The 22,051-nt window shown below is 66.4% G+C and carries 15 protein-coding genes; 9 read left to right on the top strand and 6 right to left on the bottom strand.

Annotated elements, in window-relative coordinates:
* Positions 1-77 precede the first annotated feature (77 nt).
* Positions 78-4,025 carry a hybrid sensor histidine kinase/response regulator gene (locus tag HNO51_RS04355; RefSeq protein WP_209538582.1) on the top strand — a complete coding sequence of 1,316 codons (3,948 nt, stop codon included), beginning with the start codon at positions 78-80 and terminating at the stop codon, positions 4,023-4,025.
* Between the two features lie 147 nt (positions 4,026-4,172).
* On the opposite strand, the gene HNO51_RS04350 is transcribed toward HNO51_RS04355, so the two are convergent.
* Positions 4,173-4,835, bottom strand: coding sequence for a LuxR C-terminal-related transcriptional regulator (locus HNO51_RS04350; protein ID WP_197449801.1), 663 nt, complete (start codon positions 4,833-4,835; stop codon positions 4,173-4,175).
* A 322-nt stretch (positions 4,836-5,157) separates the two neighbouring features.
* Between HNO51_RS04350 and HNO51_RS21240 the strand changes: the two genes are divergently transcribed.
* Positions 5,158-5,445, top strand: coding sequence for a con-10 family general stress protein (locus HNO51_RS21240; protein WP_197449800.1), 288 nt, complete (start codon positions 5,158-5,160; stop codon positions 5,443-5,445).
* A gap of 195 nt (positions 5,446-5,640) precedes the next feature.
* Positions 5,641-6,159 carry a ferritin-like domain-containing protein gene (locus HNO51_RS04340; protein WP_209538581.1) on the top strand — a complete coding sequence of 173 codons (519 nt, stop codon included), beginning with the start codon at positions 5,641-5,643 and terminating at the stop codon, positions 6,157-6,159.
* A 200-nt stretch (positions 6,160-6,359) separates the two neighbouring features.
* Here HNO51_RS04340 and HNO51_RS04335 read toward each other — a convergent pair whose 3' ends face one another.
* A complete protein-coding gene (locus HNO51_RS04335) occupies positions 6,360-8,402 on the bottom strand; it encodes a CocE/NonD family hydrolase (protein WP_209538580.1) in 2,043 nt (680 codons plus the stop codon).
* Positions 8,403-8,419: 17 nt separating this feature from the next.
* Positions 8,420-9,709 (bottom strand): ATP-grasp domain-containing protein, encoded by a 1,290-nt coding sequence (locus HNO51_RS04330; protein ID WP_197449797.1) that lies wholly within the window; start codon positions 9,707-9,709, stop codon positions 8,420-8,422.
* A 295-nt stretch (positions 9,710-10,004) separates the two neighbouring features.
* Here HNO51_RS04330 and ligD point away from each other — a divergent pair, with 295 nt between their 5' ends.
* The 4 genes from ligD to ku (HNO51_RS04310) are packed head-to-tail and all read left to right on the top strand — an operon-like array spanning position 10,005 to position 14,764.
* Positions 10,005-12,557, top strand: a complete 2,553-nt coding sequence (gene ligD / locus HNO51_RS04325; protein ID WP_209538579.1) for a DNA ligase D — start codon at positions 10,005-10,007, stop codon at positions 12,555-12,557.
* A 32-nt stretch (positions 12,558-12,589) separates the two neighbouring features.
* On the top strand, positions 12,590-12,793 hold the full coding sequence (locus tag HNO51_RS04320; protein ID WP_197449795.1) for a hypothetical protein: 204 nt from the start codon (positions 12,590-12,592) through the stop codon (positions 12,791-12,793).
* Complete coding sequence (gene ku, locus HNO51_RS04315) at positions 12,790-13,569, top strand: non-homologous end joining protein Ku (protein ID WP_242597202.1); 780 nt, start codon at positions 12,790-12,792, stop codon at positions 13,567-13,569. The genes HNO51_RS04320 and ku (HNO51_RS04315) overlap by 4 nt, the downstream gene beginning before the upstream one ends.
* Positions 13,562-14,764 (top strand): non-homologous end joining protein Ku, encoded by a 1,203-nt coding sequence (ku, locus tag HNO51_RS04310; protein WP_209538578.1) that lies wholly within the window; start codon positions 13,562-13,564, stop codon positions 14,762-14,764. Before ku (HNO51_RS04315) ends, ku (HNO51_RS04310) begins: the two co-directional genes overlap by 8 nt.
* Positions 14,765-14,824: 60 nt before the next feature.
* Here the strand turns inward: ku (HNO51_RS04310) and acs are convergent, their stop codons facing one another.
* Positions 14,825-16,771, bottom strand: coding sequence for an acetate--CoA ligase (gene acs / locus HNO51_RS04305; RefSeq protein WP_197449793.1), 1,947 nt, complete (start codon positions 16,769-16,771; stop codon positions 14,825-14,827).
* 151 nt (positions 16,772-16,922) lie between these two features.
* Entirely contained in the window at positions 16,923-17,492 is a 570-nt protein-coding gene (locus tag HNO51_RS04300; protein WP_197449792.1) for a SprT family zinc-dependent metalloprotease, read from the bottom strand.
* Positions 17,493-17,576: 84 nt separating this feature from the next.
* On the opposite strand from HNO51_RS04300, the gene HNO51_RS04295 reads away from it, so the two are divergent.
* The gene (locus HNO51_RS04295) at positions 17,577-18,221 is read left to right on the top strand and encodes a YecA/YgfB family protein (protein WP_197449791.1); all 645 of its coding nucleotides are present in this window, start codon (positions 17,577-17,579) and stop codon (positions 18,219-18,221) included.
* A 133-nt stretch (positions 18,222-18,354) separates the two neighbouring features.
* Here HNO51_RS04295 and HNO51_RS04290 read toward each other — a convergent pair whose 3' ends face one another.
* Positions 18,355-19,476, bottom strand: a complete 1,122-nt coding sequence (locus HNO51_RS04290) for a phospholipase D-like domain-containing protein (RefSeq protein WP_209538577.1) — start codon at positions 19,474-19,476, stop codon at positions 18,355-18,357.
* A 123-nt stretch (positions 19,477-19,599) separates the two neighbouring features.
* Between HNO51_RS04290 and plsB the strand changes: the two genes are divergently transcribed.
* On the top strand, positions 19,600-22,041 hold the full coding sequence (gene plsB, locus HNO51_RS04285; RefSeq protein WP_209538576.1) for a glycerol-3-phosphate 1-O-acyltransferase PlsB: 2,442 nt from the start codon (positions 19,600-19,602) through the stop codon (positions 22,039-22,041).
* Positions 22,042-22,051 lie beyond the last annotated feature (10 nt).

Raw genomic sequence — 22,051 nt, 5'->3', positions numbered from 1 at the left:
CAACGCCACCCCTCGGCCCGAGTGTCCTCGGGCCGATATCCCTTTAGAATGGTCGGCACATGCCGGGGGGAGGAAACATGTTTGCCGGTTGGCTGCTGATCGCCGTTTCACTGCTCTACATCGCCATCCTGTTCGGCATCGCCTGGCTGGGAGACCGCAACGCGCGTCGGCGCGGCGCCAGCCGCCAGCGCCCGGTCATCTACATCCTGGCGCTGGCCATCTACTGTACCTCCTGGAGCTTCTACGGTGCGGTCGGCCAAGCCGCCACCGCGGGCTGGTCCTTCGCCAGCATCTACGTCGGCCCGATCCTCACCTTCCTGCTGTTCTGGCCGATACTGGCCAAGATGATCCGCGTGGCCAAGCGGCAGAACGTCACCTCGATTGCCGACTTCATCGCCTCGCGCTACGGCAAGGCGCAGTCCCTGGCCGCCTTCGCCAGCCTGGTCGCGCTGATCGGCACGCTGCCCTACATCGCCCTGCAGTTGAAGGCCGTGTCGACCTCGTTCGCCGTGCTGACGGAAGCAGCGGACATCACCCACACCCCGCTCTTCGGCGATACGGCCTTCTTCGTGGCCATCGTGATGGCCGCCTTCGCCATTCTGTTCGGTACCCGCCACACCGACGCCACCGAGCACCACGAGGGGCTGATCCACGCCGTCGCCTTCGAGTCGATGGTCAAGCTGCTGGCCTTCCTGATCCTGGGCGCCTACGTCACCTGGGGCATGTTCGATGGCCTCGGCGAGCTGATGGCCATCGCCGACACCCAGATGGAGCTGCAGCGTCAGCTCGCCGACCAGGATTTCGGCCGCGGCTTCTGGGCCCAGACGCTGCTGGCGATGCTGGCGATCTTCTGCCTGCCACGCCAGTTCCACGTCGCCGTGGTGGAGAACACCCACCCCAATGATGCTGCCAAGGCGCGCTGGCTGTTCCCGCTCTATCTGGTGGCCTTCGCCTTCTTCATCCTGCCCATCGCCGCCGCCGGCCTGGCCCTGTTCCCCGACGGCTCGGTGGAACCCGACACCTTCGTGCTGGCGCTGCCGATGGCCGCCGGCCAGCAGTGGCTGACCCTGCTCACCTACATCGGCGGCTTCTCCGCCGCCACCGGCATGGTGATCGTGGCCACGGTGGCGGTCTCGATCATGATCTCCAACGAGATCGTGATCCCGCTGCTGTTCCGCCTGCGCTGGCTGGATGCCCGTCCGCGCGATTACGGTCGCCTGGTGCTCCAGGCACGGCGCATCACCATCGGGGTGATCCTGGCGCTGGCCTACGGCTTCTACCGCCTGATCGGCGAGTTCACCTCGCTGGCCTCGATCGGCATGCTCTCCTTCGCCGCGGCGGCCCAGTTCGCCCCGGCCCTGCTCGGTGGGCTCTACTGGAAGCGCGGCAACCGCCTCGGCGTGGTGGTGGGCATGAACGCCGGGTTCGCCATCTGGGCTTACAGCCTGCTGATGCCGGGCATGATCCAGGCCGGCGTGCTACCGGCCGAGTGGCTCGTTGGCGGCCCCTTCGACCATCCCTGGCTGACCCCGACCGCGCTGTTCGGGCTCAATTTCGGCGACTCCTTCACCCATGGGGTGATGCTCTCGCTCGGGGTCAACCTGTTCTGCTACATCTTCGTCTCGCAGATCACCTCGCAGCGGGTGGTCGAGCGCATCCAGGCCTCGCTGTTCGTCGACAGCGTCGAGACCCGCCAGACCTCGGTCAACCGCCCCTGGACCGGCGCCACCACCGTCGGCGATCTCAAGGTGCTGTGCGAGCGGTTCCTCGCCGCCGGCCAGGTGACTCGCGCCTTCGACGACTACGCGCGGCGCACCGGCAAACCGCTGGAGGACGGCAACCGCGCCTCCATCGACGTGATCCAGTTCACCGAACGCTTCCTGGCCTCGGTGCTCGGCGCCTCCTCGGCGCGCATCGTGGTCAACTCGGCGCTGCAGGGGCGCGGCATCGGCATCTCGGACGTGATCTCGATCGTCGACGAGGCCTCCCAGGTGCTGGAGTTCAACCGTGCCCTGCTGCAGGCCACCATCGAGAACATCAACCAGGGCATCAGCGTGGTCGACCAGAACATGCGCCTGGTGGTGTGGAACCAGCGCTACCTGGAGCTGTTCCGCTTTCCCGATCACCTGATCCGGGTAGGCGCGCCGATGGACAAGATCTTCCGCTACAACGCCCATAACGGCGAGTACGGTCCCGGCGACCCCGAGGAACACGTCCAACTGCTGATCGACAATATCCGCGACGGCCAGCCCCACCGCTACGTGCGCTACCGCCAGGATGGCAGCGTGCTGGAGGTCCAGGGCAACCCCATGCCGGGAGGCGGCTTCGTCTACACCTACCAGGACATCACCCAGCAGAAGCGCATCGAAGAGGCGTTGATCCGCTCGGAGAACAATATCCGCATCTACACCGACAACGTGCCGGCACTGATCGCCTACTTCGACAAGGAGTGCCGCTACCTCTTCACCAACCGCGCCTACGAGCAGGCCTTCGGCATCGACCGCAACGAGGTCATCGGCAAGCCCCTCGAGACCGTCATCAGCGAGCAGATGGCCCGCGAGCGCGACCCTTGGATCCGCCGCGCCCTGGCCGGCGAGCGGGTCAGCTTCGAAGTGTCGATGCGTATCGCCGACGACCTGCGCTACATGCTGGTGACCTACACCCCGCACTTCGGCGATAGCGGCGCCATCCTCGGCTTCTTTGCGCTCTACCAGGACATCACCGAGCGGCGCCTGGCGGAGATCGCCTTGAAGGAGACCAACGAGACCCTGGAGGAGCGCGTGCGCGAGCGCACCCAGGCGCTATCCGAGGCCAACACCGCCCTGCGCCAGGAGAACCGCGTGCGCGCCGAGGCCGAGCAGGCCCTGCGCCAGGCCAAGCAGGTGGCGGAGGACGCCAACGCCTCCAAGACGCGCTTCCTCGCCGCCGCCAGCCACGACCTGCTGCAGCCGTTGAACGCCGCCCGTTTGTTCACCTCGGCGCTGTCTCACGAGATGGACGCCGACGACATGAAGCGCACCATCGGCCACATCGACAATTCGCTGCAGGCGGCCGAGGAACTGCTCGGCACCCTGCTCGACATTTCCAAGCTCGATGCCGGCGCCCTCACCCCGCGACGCAGTCATTTCGCCCTGGCCGACATCTTCCAGCCGCTGCGCGCCGAGTTCGAGGTGATGGCCGAGGATCGCGGCCTCGACCTGGTGGTGGTGCCGACCCGGCAATGGGTCGACAGCGACCCGCAGATGCTGCGCCGAATCGTGCAGAACTTCCTCTCCAATGCGCTGCGCTACACCCAGGAGGGCCGGGTGCTGCTGGGCTGCCGTCGCCGCAGCTCGCGGCTGACCATCGAGGTGTGGGACTCGGGCCCGGGCATTCCCGAGTCCAAGCAGGCCGAGATCTTCCAGGAGTTCCGCCGTCTGGACCAGGCCACACGGCACAAGGAGAGCGAGAAGGGCCTGGGCCTGGGGCTGTCGATCGCCGATCGCATGAGTCGCGTGCTCGACCATCCGATCAAGGTCTTCTCGCGGGAAGGCGTCGGCACCATGTTCTCGGTCAGCGTGCCGGTCGTGGCGCCGCGCAGCGCCGCCGAGCGTGCCGAGGAAGCCGCCTCGCCGCGCCGCGTGGGCAACAAGCTGGCGGGGACCCGCATCCTGTGCATCGACAACGAGACGCTGATCCTCGAGGGCATGCGCGCCATGCTGTCGGGGTGGGGCTGCGAGGTCTACACCGCCACCACCATCGGCGGGGCCAAGTCGGTGCTGCGCAACCTCGACGGCGAGCCGGATGCGATACTCGCCGACTACCACCTCGACAACGAGGTCACCGGCCTGATGGCGCTGGAGGCGCTCAGCGAACGGCTGCAGGGCGCGGTGCCGGGCATCGTGATCACCGCCGATCGCACCGAGGAGGTCGCCGAGGAGATTCGCCGCAGCGGCTACCACCTGCTGCAGAAGCCGGTGCGCCCCGCCGCGCTGCGTGCCCTGCTGACCCGTACGCTGCAGGCCAGCCGGGCGCCCAGCGCCTAACGCAACGGGCCACGGGCCACGGGCCACGGGCCACGGGCAGCATGCAAAACACGAGGGGCCCACGACATGATCGTGGGCCCCTCGCTCGAAGCTCGAAGCTCGAAGCTCGAAGCTCGAAGCTCGAAGCTCGAAGCTCGAAGCTCGAAGCTAGGATTCGACCTTGGGCGGCTCCACCTCGAGCTTCTGCGCCGCGATGACCGCCTGGGTGCGTGAGTGCACGCCCAGCTTGCGCAGAATAGCGGTGACATGGGCCTTGATGGTGGCCTCGGAGACGTTCAGCTCATAGGCGATCTGCTTGTTGAGCAGGCCTTCGGTGAGCATGTTGAGCACACGGAACTGCTGCGGCGTCAGCGAGGCGATGGCCTCGGCGAAGCGGGTCTCCTCCTCGTTGGCATCGCCCAGGGCATCGGCCAGCTCCTGGGGCAGCCACACCTCGCCGTCGAGGATCTCGCCCACCGCCTCGGCGATCAGCTGCAACGAAGAGGACTTGGGGATGAAGCCCGAGGCCCCGTAATCGATGGCACGACGCACCACATGGGGTTCGTCGCTGCCGGACACCACCGCCACCGGAATGTCGGGGGTCTGGCCACGCAGCTGGATCAGGCCCGAAAAACCATGGGCACCCGGCATATGCAGGTCGAGCAGAATCAGGTCGGCATCGGGGTGGCGCGTGACGACCTCGCAGGTGGCCTCCATGGTGTCGGACTCGACGATCTCGGCCTGGGGCGCCAGCTGGCGCAGTGCCTGCGTCAGCGCTGCACGGAACAGCGGATGGTCATCGGCAACGATGAATTTCTGGGCAAAGGCCATGGATTCTCCTCCGGTTCCTCGAGCTCGGGGCCTGGGGCCGCCACTTGGGCTCTTAACTGTTCACCGCATGTTACCCCATGCCAAGGCGCTTCCCAAGCGAATGAAGCATGTTGTCGACAACGCTTTGGCCAACGCCGGCGGCGAGGGAACCGCAAGCGAACCGGGACAACTTTCTTTTCACTTGGAAACAGCAACCCCCTTGATGAGCGTTAAAAGCGGCTTCTATCTTCAAAGACGATGGCAAACGCCAGCAGTGCCGGATTCCCGGTAAATGGAAGTACATGCATGAATGCTCATGCGGAAAGGATTCAAGGAGATTACCATGGCACAGCGCAACCAGAATCCCGGAAACTTCGCCAACGATCCCAAGAAGGCCTCAGAAGCCGGCCACAAGGGTGGTCAGCGTAGCAGCGGCAACTTCGCCAACGACCCACAGAAGGCCTCCCAGGCCGGCCAGAAAGGCGGCCAGCACAGCGGTGGCAACTTCGCCAATGACCCGCAGAAGGCCTCCCAGGCCGGCCAGAAAGGCGGCCAGCACAGCGGTGGCAACTTCGCCAACGATCGTCAGAAGGCCTCCGAGGCGGGGCGCAAGGGCGGCAAGAACAGCTGAATGCCGTTCTCGCGAACGCCTTGACCCACCCAAGCTGCCGGAGCGTGTTCTCCGGCAGCTTCTTCTCACTCACTGAACGGTCGCCGACAGGCATCGGCCCGGGTCACGTCGGGCCTGGTTCCGGCGATCCGGAGCCGATTCGGCCCGTACAAGTGCTCGGCTACCTCACCGATCGCAACCGCAAGGAGACAGCCCATGGGCACCGAACCGCAGACTCCCAAGCACCTGGAAGACTGGCTGCGCGATGCACATGCCATGGAGAAGCAGGCGGAGAAGATGCTGGAAGCCCAGGCCAGCCGCCTGGAGCACTACCCACAGCTCAAGGCACGCATCGAGCAACACCTGAGCGAGACACGCGGCCAGGCGGAGAAGATCGAACAGTGCATCTCGCTGCTCGGTAGCGACCTGTCCACCGTGAAGGACCTCGGCGGCAAGCTGACAGCCTTCGGCCAGGCCATGGGCGGCATGATGGCCAGTGACGAAGTGGTCAAGGGCGGCCTCGCCAGCTACGCCTTCGAGCATTTCGAAATCGCCAGCTACAAGGCGTTGATCCAGGCGGCGGAGAAGGCCTCCAAGCCGGAAATTGCCCGCATCTGCGAGGATATCCTCAGGGAAGAGGAAGCCATGGCCGAATGGCTCGGCCAGCATCTCGACGCGACCACGCGCCAGTTCCTGGAGCGCTCGGAGGACGGCGACCTGCGCGCCAAGACCTGAGCACCGTTTCCTGACACATCGCGAATGCCCCTCCGTAGGCCCCTCGCTTCCCCGGCGCTCCGCCGGGGTTTTTTGTGGCATTTGTCGCAAGCGCGCCTGGCGCCAGTGAGGGACTCGAGACCAGCGTGGCGGTCGCAGCAGCAGCGCCACGCCAACAGCGCCGCCCCGCGAGGGGACGGCGCTATTCGCAGGCCATGGCCCTACATGTGATCGCGGGGAATCACCTTCTCCCAGTTCTTGGAAAAGACCCGGTAGTCGTCTTCATAGGCATCGAGCTGAGCGTGGACGAAGAAATTGCTCTCGTCGCAGCTCAGGATGCTGCGCGTGTAGATTTCCACGTTCCAGTCGTCGCGCTTGAAGGAGCGCTCGGTATAGGTCTCGCCGCGCGCCGAGGTGAAGTCGTCGTTGACGGTGCTGTACCACTCCCGAGTACTGCGGCGCACCTCGGTACCGATGTCCTCGATGCGGAAGTGCCCCTGGTCGTTGATGACTTCCAGGGTCGACTCCTTGGTCGCCAGGTCGCGATGCAGCAACCAGTTGTGCTCGCTGGCGGAGAAGGTATGGGTCTCCAGCGGCGGGGCCTCCTCGGGCTCGTCGAAGTCGGGCAGCCGCGTATCCTCCTCGCCCGGCGTTCGCTCCGGCAACACCAGCGCGCAGCTGTCCGGGTAGATGTCCACCTGGGCCGGCTCCGGCGGCAGCCAGGCCAGCGGCCAGTAGGAGGTCGAGACCGACAGGCGCAGCTGGTGACCAACCGGAAAGCACTGGGCGATGCCGTTCATCGGGATGCGCACCCGATAGCGCCGATGCGGCACCAGCGGCTCGGGATCGGCGTCGCTGTCACGATGCGACAGGTTGAGCAGGCCATAGGTGACGCGGGTCGACTTGCCATCCGGCGCCACGTCGGAGAGACGCACGGCCAGCATCGCCTGCGGCTTGTCGCAGGAGAGCTCGAACTCCACCATCGGCATGCCGAAGATCTCGAGCGGCTCGGCCAGCTGGCGGCTGCTGAAAATCAACGAACCGCCATCCTCCTCGCGCTGGTCGCCAGGCAGGTCCGGCGTGGCGGCATAGGAGCACCATTTGCCCGCCGACTGCCCCACGCTGATGGGAGACTGCAGCGCCAGCGCGCTTTCATGCCCCTCCTGCTGATGGGGGCCGCCATGCCCCTCGCCCATGGCGATGGTATAGGGACCCAGGCCGTAGCGCCGCATGCTGATATTGTCGGACGGCCAGCTCGCCTCACCTATCCAGCGGCCGGGACGCTCGTCGTACGAGGTGTCCGGCGGCACGCTGTGTTGCTCCCAGGCACGCAGCATGGGTTCGTCCATGATGCCGGTGTCCTTGCCCTTGAGCCAGTAATCCCACCAGCGCAGCGATTCCTGTAGAAAGCCGATGGCCGGCCCGGGGATACCCTGATGGGGGTACTTGTGGCCCCAGGGCCCGATCAATCCTTTGCGCGGCACTTCCAGATGCTGCATTAGGCGCAGCACGGTATTGGTGAAGCCGTCTGCCCAGCCGCCAATGGCATAGACCGGACACTGGATCGCCGAGTAGTACTCGTTGACCGAGCTGGTGGACCAATAGGCGCTGCGACGCTGGTGCTCGATCCACTGCTCGAGCCACAGCCCGCTGTTCTCCATGCGGTCGAACCACATGTCGCGCCAGCGGTTGCCGACGATCTGAGGGTCTGGCGGCAGGGTATTGAAGGCGAACATCACGGTCGCCTCGGACAGGTTGTCGCCGAGCAGGCAGCCGCCCATGTAGTGCATGTTGTCGGCATAGAGATCGTCGCTCGAGCAGATGCTGATGATCGCCTTGAGCGCCGGCGGCTGCTTGGCCGCCACCTGCAGGCTGTTGAAGCCACCCCAGGAGATACCCATCATGCCGACATTGCCGTCGCACCAGGGCTGCTCGGCGAGCCAGGCGATGGCATCGACGCCATCCTCCTGTTCCTGCTGGGTGTACTCGTCGGTGAGCACGCCGTCCGAATCGCCGCTGCCGCGCATGTCGACCCGGACACAGACATAGCCGTGTCCGGCCAGGTAGGCATGGTTGGCGGCATCCCGCCCGCGGGTGATATCGCGCTTGCGGTAGGGGATGTACTCCATGATTGCCGGCAGCGGCGTGCGCTCGGCCTCCTCCGGCAGCCAGATCCTGGCTGCCAGCTGAGCCCCGTCACGCATCGGGATGAAGACGTTCTCTATCTCGCGAACCTGGTAGGGAAACGAGTCTACGACACTCACGGTTCCTCCTTTCGGGTTCATTGAATGGGTTCGATCTCGAACTGGAGCGCCTCCAGGCAAGCCTTGTAGCGCTGATCGACCTGTTCGTGATCCTCACCCGCAACATAGAGGGTTCCCAGGCGGTAGCTAAAGCTGTCCTGGTGCATCAGCTCGCCCAATCGATCGCCCGGCTGCACATCGATCCGCACCTTGGTCCCGGGAAAGCGATCGGCAAGCGCCTCGATCTCCTCACGGCTCGGAACTCGCCGGACGATACCATCCTCGTGCTTGTAGGGGATGAAGCACTTGGCGGCGACGGCATGCTCGCCCAGGCGGTTGGCCAGGGAGGGCCGCTCACCCAGCGCGATATCGACGGCCACCTCATGGTTCGACATGCCGTCGACCATGATGAATATCTCGCTGTGGGACTGGGAGATACGCGTGTTGACCTCGATCAGCCACAGCTTGTCTTGCGACTCATCCCAGAGGAACTCGGCGTTGAAGCAGCCATTGTCGTAGCCGATATGCTCGAGAAACTTCCTGGAGACCTCGATCATCTGACGGTGGACGGGCTCCGGCAGGTGGCTGGGGTATTCGATACGGTCGTAAGGCGCATCGCTCATCTCCGTGCTGGGCTGGGAAATGATGCCGTGCACGTTGAATTCACCGCGATAAACGGTCCCCTCCGGAGCGCCCTGCACGCCTGCGACGAGTTGCTCGGCGATACAGGAATTGCCGTCCATGTGCTGGATTTCCGGGGGCAACTCGGCATGATTCAGCGCCTCGTTGAAGGGGTCGCCCAGCTGACGGATGCCTTCGCGAATCTCCTTGATGGCTGCATGAAACTGCTCGTCGTTCTCGATCTTGAACCCCAGGTGCGAGGAGAACGCCTTGACCGGCTTGATCCAGAACGGGTACTTCAGAGAGACCTGAGAGAGCGGGTCCTCCGCGAACGGATCGACGCCACAAAATTCCGGTACCACTTCGGGAACGACCTTCTGCTGCTCGAGCCGGCTCCAGTACTTGTGTTCGCACTTGAGCACGCTCTCCACCGAAGGCGAGGGGATGTCGTACTCCCGGCACAGGATCGGGACCATCACACTCGTGGGAAAGTCCCACTGGGCCACAATGGCGTCTACGGAGCCATAAAACGACTCGAGCTTGCTACGTGCCTCATCCAACAGGGCATTGAACGAAAAGTTGGGCGACTCGACAGCCTCCTTGACCGACAACAGGCTGTGCACCTTGACCTTTTCCGAATGCCGTAGAGTTTCCAGCTCCTGGCGCTGCTGGTCTTCCAGCGCCACGACAAAGATATTCCGCTTCATCCGTCTATCTCCATGACAGTTGCGAGGGAGAGCCAGTCAGTGGCTTTCCTGTGTTCCATACACTTCTCAAGATAAGTAGCCGCCGCCCAAGGTTCCATGAGGAAGACGATTCTTTACCCTTCCAAACCCCGGGAAACAAAACGGCACGCAAAGGCCAATGACTTGCTGGCGAATCGGGCCGGTGAGACCGGGAAACGCCGCGGCGGCGTGCCACGGATTTGGCCCCCGCGCCAAGCGGGGCTAGGCTGAGAGGCGAGGCCTTTTGCCTGAGCGTCAGCGGCCAAGGATGGAGCCGATGGAACGACTCGAGGAGTACCGCCGCAAGCGCGACTTCACGCGGACGCGCGAGCCCGCCGGCGAGGCGCGAAGCGAAGCCGCCGCGGGCAATCTCTACGTGATGCACAAGCATGCGGCGAGCCACGACCACTTCGACCTGCGCCTGGAGCAGGAGGGCGTGCTCAGGAGCTGGGCCCTGCCCAAGGGGCCGAGCCTCGAGCCCGGCGAGAAGCGCCTGGCCGTCGAGGTGGAGGACCACCCGCTGGAGTATGGCGAGTTCGAGGGGGTCATCCCCCAGAAGGCCTACGGCGGCGGCACCGTTATGCTATGGGACCGCGGCACCTGGCAGCTCAAGGGCAAGCCCAAGCCGGATCGAATCGACATCGAACTGGACGGTGAGCGGCTCAAGGGCAGTTGGACGCTGACCCGCATGAGCGGCAAGCGCCAGGACAAGCACGGGCGCAACTGGCTGATGATCAAGCGCCACGACGACAAGGCGCGCATGGAGGATTCGCTCACGGTGGAACTTGACGCGAGCGTCGCCAGCGGGCGCAGCATGCGCGAGATCGCCGAGGATCGCGATAACACCTGGGGTTCGTCCGACGATGCGGGTGAGGCCACGCTTGCCCCACCCGACCCCAGCGGCCTCGACGGTGCCCGGCGGGCGAAGCTGCCGCGCGAGGTGAAACCGCAGCTTGCCACCCTGGCCCGCGAGGTGCCGGCTCAGGGCGAGTGGATCCACGAGATCAAGCTCGACGGCTATCGTCTGCTCGCGCGTATCGACCAGGGCGAGGTGCGCCTGATCACCCGCAACGGCAAGGACTGGACCCACCGCTTCCCCGAGATCGCCCGGGTGCTCGAGCCGCTGCCGGTGGATTCGGCGCTGCTCGACGGCGAGGTGGTGGCCATGGGCAAGGACGGGGTCAGCCGCTTCGGCGACCTGCAGGAGGCGCTGTCCAGCGGCCGCACCGCTGCCCTGGTCTATCAGGTGTTCGACCTGCCCTATCTGTCAGGCTACGACCTGGCCGGCGTGCCGCTGCTCGAGCGCAAGCGCACCCTGGCGGCACTGCTCGACGCCGCCGACATGGAAAACGGCACGATTCGCTACTCCGACCATCTCGAGACCCACGGCAGGGCCTTCCACGAACGCGCCTGTCAGATGGGTCTCGAGGGCATCATCTGCAAGCGCGCCGACAGCCGCTACCAGCAGAAGCGCAGCCGCGACTGGTTGAAGGTCAAGTGCGTCAGCCACGAGGAGTTCGTCGTCGGCGGCTATACCGACCCCGGCGGCTCGCGCAGCGGCTTCGGCTCACTGCTGATGGGCGCCTACGGCAGGCAGGGACTGGTCTACGCCGGCCGCGTCGGCACCGGCTTCAACAACCGCCTGCTGGAGCGGCTGAGCGCCACCCTGCAGGCACTCGAGGTGAAGCGTTCGCCCTTCCACGGCAGCGTGCCGGACGGTCGCTCGGTGCACTGGGTACGCCCCGAACTGGTGATCGAGGTGGAGTTCACCGAACGCACCCGCGACGGCCGCCTGCGCCACCCGGCCTTTCGCGGCCTGCGCGAGGATCGCAACCCGGAGGAGATCCGCATGACCCCGACCAAGGAGATGGCCACCGAAGGCACGCCGGAAGAGCACGACAGCCTGGGCAAGCCAGCCACCCGCAAGCGCAGGGACGAGACCTCACTGCTCGGCGTACGCCTCACCCACCCCGAGCGGGTGCTGTTTCCCGAGCAGGGCCTGACCAAGCTCGACCTGGCGCGTTTCTACGAGCAGATCCACGAGTGGGTGCTGCCCCACCTGGCCCGCCGGCCGCTGTCATTGGTGCGCTGCCCCCAAGGGCGCAACGACGAATGCTTCTTCCAGAAGCACCCGCGCCGCGCCATTCCCGCCAGCGTGCCGCGTCTCGACGTGCCCGAAAAGCAGGGCAGCGCCGAGTACGTCTACGTCGAAACGGCCGCCGACCTGATCGGCCTGGTGCAGGCCGGTGCGCTGGAGATCCACCCCTGGGGCAGCCGCATCGATCACCTGGAACAGCCCGACGGGCTGGTATTCGACCTCGACCCCGACGAAGGCGTCGCCTGGAAGGAGATCCTGCGCGTCGCCGGCACCCTGCGGGAGCGCCTCGAGTCGCTGGGGCTGACGCCCTTCCTGCGCACCACCGGCGGCAAGGGCTTGCACCTGGTGGTGCCGCTCGAACCCAGCGCCGAGTGGGAGCAAGCCAAGGCCTTCGCCAAGGGAGTGGCCGAAGCGCATGCCAAGGACGACCCCAAGCGGCTGACCACCAACATGTCCAAGGCCAAGCGCGAAGGGCGTATTTTCATCGACTACCTGCGCAACGGCCGCGGCGCCACGGCGGTGGCCTCTTATACCGTGCGCGCACGCAGGAACGCCCCGGTGGCGGTACCGATCCGCTGGGACGAGCTCAACGCCGCGCTACGCGCCGACCGCTACAACGTCGGGAACCTGCGGCGGCGGCTCTCGGCGCTGGGCGAGGACCCCTGGGCGGGGTTCGACGAGGCGGCGCGCCCGCTGGATACCCAGTTGCTCAAGGCCGTGGGCGTGAAGTGACGACGGCCTGGATCACGACCCGGAGGAACGAGATGAGCGATGCGCCGTGGTGGATGGAGTCCGGCCCCGAGACCTGTCAGTTCTGCCTGCGCACCTTTCACTATGAGGCGGGTTACCACTGCATCTACTGCGACCGGCCGATCTGTCCGGTCTGCGTCGAGACACGCTACGAGAGCCGCGAGACGCTGTGCCCCGAATGTCATGAGGAAGATGCCTACCAGAAGGAGAAGCGATGATGGCGGCACGGGCGATGTGGAAAGGCGTGATCCGCTTCGGTGACGTGGAGGTACCGGTCAAGCTCTACTCCGCGGTGCAGGATCGCAGCGTGCACTTCCGTCTGCTGCACGAGAAGGACCGCTCACCGGTCAAGCAGGCCATGGTCAATCCCGACACCGAGGAGATCGTGCCTCACGCCGAGACCCGCCGCGCCTATCGCACCGACGAGGGCAGCCTGGTGGTGTTCGACAAGCAGGAACTCGAGGCGCTGGAGCCGGACTCGGGCCGCGATATCGAGGTGATCCGCTTCATGCCGCCGCAGGTGATCGACCACCGCTGGTACGACCGGCCCTACTTCCTCGGCCCGGATGGCAGCGAGTCGCTCTATTTCGCCCTGGCCGAGGCGCTGGGCAACAGCGGCAAGGAGGGCCTGGCACGCTGGGTCATGCGCAAGAAGAGCTATGTCGGCGCCCTGCGTCTGCATCGCGGCGTACCGATGCTGATGTCGCTGCGCCACGAGGAGCAGGTGGTACCGGTCGACGCACTGGAGCCCCCCAAGGGCAAGGCACTCGACGCCAAGGAACTCGACATGGCACGCCAGCTGATCGGCATGCTGGAGGCGGAGTTCGACCCCGAGGCATACCACGACGAGTATCGCGAGCGGGTGCTGGAGCTGATCGAGGCCAAGCGGCGCGGCAAGCGCGTCAAGGTCACCCCGATTCGCCGGCGCGAAGCTTCCGACGATCTCTCCAAGGCGCTCGAGGCCAGCCTCAAGAAGGAGCGCAAGCGTGCCTAGCCCGAAATCGAAAACCAAGCCCACGCCGAAGGACAAGCGCCGCACGAAGGAAAAGGACGAATCGGCCCAGGGCGAGGAGAACAAACGCTTCCACGCCAGCGGCCCGCGCCCGCTGTGGTCGGGCACCATCACCTTCGGTCTGGTCAGCCTGCCGGTCAACCTCTACCCGGCCAACCGCCCCAAGCCGGTGTCGCTGCGCATGGTCGACCGCGACGGCACACCGCTGGCGCGGCGCTACTTCTGCGAGAAGGAGGAGCGCGTGCTCGACTACGACGAGCTGATCCGCGGCTACGAGGTCGAGAAGAACGAATTCGTGGTGGTGGAGGATCGCGAGCTCGATTCGCTGGCGCCGGAGAAGTCCCAGGAGATCGATCTCAAGCGCTTCGTCGGCCTCGACGAGATCGACCCGATGTACTTCGAACGCGCCTATTTCATGACCCCCGACAAGGGCGTGACCAAGGCCTACCGTCTGCTGGCGCAAAGCATGGAGGCCACCGGGCGCGCCGGTATCGCCACCTTCGTCATGCGCGGCAAGGAGTATCTGGTGGCGATCATTGCCGAGAAAGGCATCCTGCGCGCCGAGACGCTGCGCTTCGCCGAAGAGCTGCGCACCCCGGACGACATCGACCTGCCCGAGCCTTCCAAGGTCGACAAGAGCAGAGTGAAGGCGATGCAACAGGCCATCGAGGCACTGAGCGAGGAGGATCTCGAACGCGAAGCGCTACAGGACCGGCAGAGCCAGCGCATCGTCGCGCGTGCCGAAGAGAAGCTCGAGCGCGGCGAGGACGTGATCGCCCTGGGCGAGGAGGACGCGCCCGATGTCGAGCCGGAACAGGGCGGCGAAGTGATCGACCTGATGCAGGTGCTCAAGCAGAGCCTCGCCGAAGGGCGCCCGCCCGGCCAGGATAGGCGCGAAGACACCGGCAAGGGCCAGCCGGATGGGCGCGGCAAGCCGGCGGCCAAGCGCAGCGAGACCAAGAAGCGCCCCTCAGGCCAGCGCGGCGCGGGCAAGAGGGCCGCCGGAGAGAGCGACGGCAAGGCGGCACCACGCGGCAAGCGTCGGCCCGCCGAGCTGGCCGAGTTGGAAAGCCTCTCCCGCGACGAGCTCTACGAGCGCGCCCAGCAGCTCGACGTGCCCGGCCGCAGCCGCATGAGCAAGGCCGAGCTGGCCAAGGCCATCGCCAGCGCAGGCTGAGACGAAAAAGCCGGCCCGAAGGCCGGCGAGGTCGTTTCTAGCAATGGGACGCTGGACAAATCAGCGGTTGGCGCGATTCTCGATGAGGTCATCCACCACGCTCGGATCGGCCAGGGTGCTGGTATCGCCCAGTCCATCGGTCTCGTTGGCGGCGATCTTGCGCAGGATACGGCGCATGATCTTGCCCGAGCGGGTCTTGGGCAGACCCGGCGCCCACTGGATGACGTCCGGCGAGGCGATCGGCCCGATGTCCTTGCGCACCCACTGGGTCAGCTCCTTTTTGAGCTCGTCGCTGGGCTCGACGCCATCGGTCAGGGTCACGTAGATGTAGATGCCCTGGCCCTTGATGTCGTGCGGGAAGCCCACCACGGCGGCCTCGGCCACGGCTTCGTGGGCCACCAGCGAGGACTCGATCTCGGCGGTGCCCATGCGGTGGCCGGAGACGTTGAGCACGTCGTCGACGCGGCCGGTGATCCAGTAGTAGCCGTCCTCGTCGCGGCGGCAGCCGTCACCGGTGAAGTAGTAGCCCTTGTAGGTGGAGAAGTAGGTCTGCACGAAACGCTCGTGGTCGCCCCAGATCGAACGCGCCTGACCGGGCCAGGAGTCGCTGATCACCAGGTTGCCGTCCACGGCGCCTTTCAGCTCGTTGCCCTCGCTGTCGAGCAGTGCCGGCTGTACGCCGAAGAACGGCAGCGTGGCCGAGCCCGGCTTGAGGTCGATGGCGCCCGGCAGCGGCGAAATCATGATGCCGCCGGTCTCGGTCTGCCACCAGGTGTCGACGATCGGACACTGGGAGTTGCCGATCACGCGGTAGTACCACTCCCACGCCTCGGGGTTGATCGGCTCGCCCACCGAGCCCATCACGCGCAGCGTGTCGCGCTTGCTCGAGTTCATCACGTCGTCGCCGTGCGCCATCAGTGCGCGGATGGCGGTCGGTGCGGTGTAGAGGATGTTGACCTTGTGCTTGTCGACGATCTCGCCCATGCGGCCGTGGGTCGGGTAGCTCGGCACGCCCTCGAACATCAGCGTGACGGCGCCGTTGGCCAGCGGGCCGTAGACGATGTAGCTGTGGCCGGTGACCCAGCCCACGTCGGCGGTGCACCAGTACACCTCGCCGTCCTGATAGTCGAAGATATACTGGTGGGTCAGGCTGGCGTAGACCAGGTAGCCGCCGGTGGTGTGCTTGAGCCCCTTGGGCGCGCCGGTGGAGCCGGAGGTGTAGAGGATGAACAGCGGATCCTCGGCGTTCATCTCCTCGGCCGGGCAGTCGGTCGCCTGCTTGTCGACCAGGTCGTGGTACCAGAGGTCGCGGCCCTCCCTCCACTCGATCTCGCCACCGGTGCGCTTGACCACCAGCACGTTCTCGCACACCTCGGTGCCCTTGCGGGTCAGGGCGGCATCGACGTTGTCCTTGAGCGGCACCTGCTTGCCACCGCGCACCGACTCGTCGGCGGTGATGACGAGCTTGGAGTCGGCGCCGATGATGCGCTGGGCCAGGGCATCGGGGGAGAAGCCGCCGAACACCACCGAGTGCACGGCGCCGATGCGGGCGCAGGCCAGCATGGCCACCGCCGCCTCTGGGATCATCGGCATGTAGAGGGTGACCACGTCGCCCTTGCGAACGCCGAGCTCCTTGAGTGCGTTGGCCAGCTGGCAGGTCTTGGTATACAGCTCGCGGTAGCTGACGTGCTTGGAATCCTTGGGATCGTCGCCTTCCCAGATGATCGCGGTCTGGTCGCCGCGTGTCTCCAGGTGCCTGTCGAGGCAGCTCACGCTGGCGTTCAGGGTGCCGTCCTCGAACCAGCGAATGTCGACGTTATGCGGATCGTAGGAGGTATGCTTGATCTTCGTCGGCGCCTTGAACCAGTCGATGCGCTTGGCCTGCTCGGCCCAGAACCCCTCGGGGTCGTCGACGGACTGCTTGTACAGGGCCTGATACTTGTCACGATCGATCCAGGCATTGGCGGCGATGTCGTCGCGTACCGGATAGACTTTCTGATCGGTCATTGGCTAGCCTCTTCCAGGAGATGCACCCTCTCGGTGGATGTTACCGGCTGCCTTGTTATGGATTGCGCCGGCATCAGATTCGCCCTTCAGCATATACCGTCGAAGCGGGCCTAACTCTTAGACCTTGGTATCACGATTTTTTCTTTATGAATCATACATTTGTAGTAACTTTTCCATGCTCTACAAAGGGCTGATAGACCAAGGTCTGAGCACACGACAAACAGCGGTAGCGGCGTCCATTGCGCGCCAGCGAGTGACGACGTGAAGTGAAGAAGTGCTCCTGGCAGCCACAATGATAGCGATAAGGCGTGGGGCTCGCGCGTTCGACATCGAAGCGATGGGTCACCCGCGGCTCGAGCCCGAACAGCCGTGTCATCACGGTGCGCCACTCGCGCCCGTGGGGCTTGGCCCGATGACCATCGCTCAGGTGCCGGACCAGCCAGTGAGCCATCTCGTGGGGCACCACCTCGCTGAGAAAGGCATGGCGGTTCTCGCGGTACAGCACCGGGTTGAAGCGCAGCCCGCCACGGCCGTAGTGGGCCTGGCCGGCGCACTTGCCACGCAGGTCGCACCAGACCCCGGGCCGGGGCAGCCTGGGATGGTAGTCGCGACACAGCTGCCAGGCCACCTCCACCCGCTCCAGCAGGGCGTGGTGTAGCGCGGCATCGTCGAGACTTGCCAGCCACTCGGGGCAGGGATCGGAGAGCGCAGGTCGTTTCATGGGTGCTAAAATGACGTCCCGCCACGGCGCTGTCCAGCCCAGCGCGGCCACGTTCCGCCTTCACGATGCCATGCGAGAGGCCCGATGTCCGATACGCCCCTGCCCCAGCCCCTGCTCGAGGACGACGAACTCGAGCGCCTCGATGAGTTTCTCGACTCCGAGCGCGTCGATCCCGATGCTCTGGACCTGATCTCGGCCCATGGTTTTCTCGTCGCCCTGGCCGTGGCGCCACGCGAGATCGAGGCCGCTGCCTGGGTGGCCGAGCTGTTCCACGGCGAGCCGAGCTTTACCGACGACGCCGAGCGCAGCGAGATACTGGGCCTGCTGGAGAAACTTCGCGGCAACGCCATCGACACCCTGGAGCAGGGCGGCCTGCCCGAGCTGCCCTTCGAACTCACCCTGGACGGCTCGGTCCCGGAGGAGACGCCCATCGGCGACTGGTGCGCCGGCTTCATGGAGGGGGTGTTCCTCGACGAGGCCGCCTGGTTCGAGCAGGACGAGGAGACGGTCGCCACCCTGCTGCTGCCGTTCATGGCGCTCTCCGGCCTGTTCGACGACGAGCCGGACATGGCCGACATGACGGCGGACACCGCGCGCCTGGAGTCGCTGGCCGCCCAGCTGCCCGACCTGGTGCTGGACCTCTACCTGCACTATCGGGTACCGCCCGAGACACCCAAGCCGGTGCCGCGCAAGAAGAAACCCGCGGGCCGAGGCAAGGGCAAGCGGTAAGCGTTCCCGGCTTCGGGCTTCGGGCTTCGGGCTTCGGGCTTCGGGCTTCGGGCTTCGGGCTTCGGGCTTCGGGCTTCGGGCTTCGGGCTTCGGGCTTCGGGCAGAAGTTTAGCTCGTGGCTCGTGGCTCGTGGCTAGCGCAGCCGCGTCAGCCAGGCATCGAAGCTGCCGAACAGCCACTCCTTGAAGCGCTGCCAGCGCGGGCGCCGCACCCAGGCCTGGTAGGTGATCTCGTGGCTGGCGGTGAAGTTGCGCTCGAACAGCGCCGCCACCTCGCCGGCGAAGCGGGTATCCTCCACCTCCTGGTTGGCTTCCAGGTTCCAGTGCAGGCTCCAGTGGTCGAAGTTGCACGAGCCCAGGCTCGACCACTGGTCGACCAGCGAGAACTTGGCGTGAATGAAGGTGGGCTGGAACTCGAAGATGCGCACGCCGGCGCGCAGCAGGCGCCGGTAGAAGCGCTGGCCGGCATAGCGCACCCAGGGGTGGTCGTGGCCTTGGCCGGGCAGCAGCAGGCGTACGTCGACGCCGCGGCGAGCCGCACGGGCCAACCGCATGCGCAGGCTGAAGGTGGGCACGAAATAGGGCGTGCACAGCCAGATGCGACGCTGGGCCGACGACACCCGGCCATACAGCGAGTGGCGGATGGCCTGGTAGCGATAGCCCTGCCCCCACACCACGCGGCCACGCATGGCGTGGTAGTCCTCGTGTGGGTGGAACTCGAGCTGGAGGTGGCGTACCAGAGCCGCATCGCCGGCGCCACGCGTCATCGGCGAATCCCATACCCGCGAGAACAGCCGTACCCAATCGGCAACGACCGGCCCCTCGATACGCACCGCCACCTCGTACCAGGCTTTCAGGAACTCATCGACCGCGCCGAAGCCGCCGGTGAAGGCGACGGCGCCGTCGACCACCACCAGCTTGCGATGGTCACGGGTCAGGTTGCGTGCCAGCGAGTGCAGCCCCAGCGGGTTGAACAGCCGCAGCGCCACGCCGGCCTGCTCCAGGCGGCGTCGATCCTCGCCGCCCAGCCCCATGGAGCCATAGGCATCCAGCATCAGCGCGACCGTCACGCCGCGCGTCGCGGCACGGCACAGCGTATCGATCAGCGTCGTGGCCAGCTCTCCCGACTCCATCAGGTAGAGTTCGACGAGGATCGAACGGCGCGCCCGCTCCATGGCCGTGAACATCGCCGGCAGGAAGCACGACGACTCCGCCAGCAGCTCGAACCGATTGCCGTCCCGCCACATGCCATGCATGGCACGCCTCCCGTCTCCTTGCCTGCCGTGATTGACGCACGTTTGCCCGTCGAGGGAAAGCACCTGACCCGAGCCTGGCGCCATGGCTATACTGGCCCCTCGATTCGACCTCGAGGCAATCGGATGGCCCTAGCCCAGACTCTGCTCGCTGCACTTCACGCCCCTTGGAAGGGCTTGATCAAGGCCTGGGTCGAGACCCGCCTCATCGAACCCGACCCCGGCGACCTGCCCCTCGACCCTGCCCACCCCACCCTCTACGTGCTGCCCCACCCGGCGCTCTCCGACGCCCTGTTGCTCGACGTGCTGTGCCAGCGCCATGGGCTTCCGCCGTCACGCGGCAGAATCCGCCTGGAGGATCGCGAGCTGCCGGCCAGTGTCGCACTGCCCGCCAGGCAGCGCCGGCTATGGCAGCACAGGCGCGCCCTGGAGGCGCCCTTCCGCCAGGCGCTGGAGTACCTCGCCGAGCACCCCGAGGCCGATATCCAGCTCGTTCCGGTGAGCGTGTTCTGGGGGCGCGCGCCGGGCAAGCGCTTCGGCTTCTGGCATCTGCTGGCGGCCGACAGCTGGCAGTTGACCGGGCGCCTGCGCCGAGCGCTGTCGGTGCTGGTCAATGGCAAGAGCGTGGAGGTGCACTTCGGCGCGCCGCTCAAGCTTCGCGACCTGCTGGACGCGCGAGGCCCCGCCGTGGCCAATCGCAAGAGCGCACGCCTGCTGCGCGTTCATTTCCGGCGCATGCGCACGCGCGTGCTTGGCCCCGACCTCTCGCACCGCCGTACCTTGATCGAGGGCGTGGCGGCGAGCCCCGAGGTGCGTCGGGTGATCGGCGAGCTGGCGCCGGCCGAGAAGCGCTCCCCGCAGCGGCTCCAGCGGCGCGCCCTGCGCTACGGCCGCGAGATCGCCTCGAACATGACCTATCCGGTGCTGCGCTTCATGGACGGCCTGCTGCGCCGGCTGTGGAACCGGCTCTACGACGGCGTCGAGGTACGCGGGCTCGAACGGGTCAAGGCGCTGGCCGGCGATCATACGCTGGTCTACGTGCCCTGCCATCGCAGCCACATCGATTACCTGCTGCTCTCCTACGTGCTCTATCGCGACGGCCTGATGCCGCCGCACATCGCCGCCGGGCGCAACCTGAACATGCCGCTGATCGGCCCGCTGCTGCGCCGCGGCGGGGCCTTCTTCCTGCGCCGCAGCTTCCGCGACAAACCGCTCTACGCCGCGGTCTTCAATGAGTACCTGCACCGCCTGCTGGAGCGCGGCCATCCGCTGGAGTACTTCATCGAGGGCGGCCGCTCGCGCAGCGGGCGCATGCTCGCGCCACGCCCCGGCATGCTGTCGATGACGCTGCGCTCGTTCTGCCGCAGCGCCGCGGGCACCAGCCCGCCCCGGCTCGCCTTCGTTCCCGTCTACGTCGGCTACGAGCGCATCATCGAGAACGCCAGCTACCAGCGCGAGCTGCGCGGCGGCAAGAAGCGCAAGGAGACGCCCTTGGCCCTGCTGCGTGTGCTCGGCCAGTTGCGCCAGCCGTTCGGCAAGGTCACGGTCAACGTCGGCGAGCCGCTGGCGCTCGGCCCCTGGCTCGATGACACCACGCCGGGCTGGCGCGACGATCTCGGCCCGGCCAAGCCGGCCTGGCTCAACCAGGCCGTGCCGCGGCTCGGCGACGAGCTGGCCCGGCGCATCAACGCCGCGGCGGCGCTCAACCCGGTCAACCTGGTGGCGCTGGTACTGCTGGCCACGCCGCATCACGCCATCGAGGCCAGCCTGATGGCACGCCAGCTCGCCCTGCTGGCCGCCCTGCAGCGCCACGGGCCCGGGGGGCAGCACGTCAGCCTGCCTCGGGGCGAGCCCGACGCCTGGATCGACGAAGTCGTGGCGCTGGGCATGATCGAGCGCCGCCCCCATGCGCTGGGCGACATTCTCACGGCGACGGCGGAACAGGCCAGCCTGCTGGTGTGGTATCGCAACAACGTGCTGCACCTCTTCGCCCTGCCCGGCCTCGCCGCCTTCGCCTTCCGCCATGCCCCACGCCACGACCTCGACAGCCTCCAGGCGCAGCTCGGTCCCCCCTGGCCGATCCTGGCCCGAGAGCTGTTCCTCGAGCCGGCCGCCCTGCCCCAGGCGCTACCCGCCATGCTGGAGGTGCTGTGCCAGGAGGGCCTGCTGCAACCCCATGCCGATGGCTGGCAACGGCCCGGCACGCTGGAGGCCGGCGAGCAGCTACGCCTGCTGGCGAGGCTGATGCAGCCCTCGCTGGAGCGCGGCTACCTGCTGCTGACGATCCTGCTCAGCCAGCCGGCCGGCACACTGGGGCGCGAAGCCCTGGCGGAACGCAGCCAGCAGTTGACCGAGCGCCTGGCCCTGCTCACCGGACGCGACGCACCGGAATTCTTCGATCGCAAGCTGTTCGCCAGCCTGATCGACAGCCTGGAGGCCGAGGGCTGGATCTGGATGCGGGAAGAGCGGCTTTGGTATGACGAGCGGCTGCGTAGCGCCGCGCAGCGAACCGGCGAGCTGTACGATCCAGCCCTGCGCCACCGATTGCAGCTCATCAGCCACGGCTAGCCGGCTCGGC

The sequence above is a fragment of the Billgrantia sulfidoxydans genome, assembly GCF_017868775.1.
Lineage (GTDB): Bacteria > Pseudomonadota > Gammaproteobacteria > Pseudomonadales > Halomonadaceae > Halomonas > Halomonas sulfidoxydans.
Note: the sequence above shows the minus strand (reverse complement) of the source record. Positions and strands in the feature narration are given on the sequence as shown.

Bases quoted from the DNA above. Each gene is read 5' to 3' on its own strand.
- HNO51_RS04340 (WP_209538581.1), top strand. From the start codon at position 5,641: ATGGGCACCGAACCGCAGACTCCCAAGCACCTGGAAGACTGGCTGCGC.
- HNO51_RS04300 (WP_197449792.1), bottom strand. From the start codon at position 17,492: ATGAAACGACCTGCGCTCTCCGATCCCTGCCCCGAGTGGCTGGCAAGT.
- HNO51_RS04330 (WP_197449797.1), bottom strand. From the start codon at position 9,709: ATGAAGCGGAATATCTTTGTCGTGGCGCTGGAAGACCAGCAGCGCCAG.
- HNO51_RS04295 (WP_197449791.1), top strand. From the start codon at position 17,577: ATGTCCGATACGCCCCTGCCCCAGCCCCTGCTCGAGGACGACGAACTC.
- acs (WP_197449793.1), bottom strand. From the start codon at position 16,771: ATGACCGATCAGAAAGTCTATCCGGTACGCGACGACATCGCCGCCAAT.
- ku (WP_242597202.1), top strand. From the start codon at position 12,790: ATGATGGCGGCACGGGCGATGTGGAAAGGCGTGATCCGCTTCGGTGAC.
- HNO51_RS21240 (WP_197449800.1), top strand. From the start codon at position 5,158: ATGGCACAGCGCAACCAGAATCCCGGAAACTTCGCCAACGATCCCAAG.
- plsB (WP_209538576.1), top strand. From the start codon at position 19,600: ATGGCCCTAGCCCAGACTCTGCTCGCTGCACTTCACGCCCCTTGGAAG.
- ligD (WP_209538579.1), top strand. From the start codon at position 10,005: ATGGAACGACTCGAGGAGTACCGCCGCAAGCGCGACTTCACGCGGACG.
- HNO51_RS04355 (WP_209538582.1), top strand. From the start codon at position 78: ATGTTTGCCGGTTGGCTGCTGATCGCCGTTTCACTGCTCTACATCGCC.
- HNO51_RS04350 (WP_197449801.1), bottom strand. From the start codon at position 4,835: ATGGCCTTTGCCCAGAAATTCATCGTTGCCGATGACCATCCGCTGTTC.
- HNO51_RS04320 (WP_197449795.1), top strand. From the start codon at position 12,590: ATGAGCGATGCGCCGTGGTGGATGGAGTCCGGCCCCGAGACCTGTCAG.
- HNO51_RS04290 (WP_209538577.1), bottom strand. From the start codon at position 19,476: ATGCATGGCATGTGGCGGGACGGCAATCGGTTCGAGCTGCTGGCGGAG.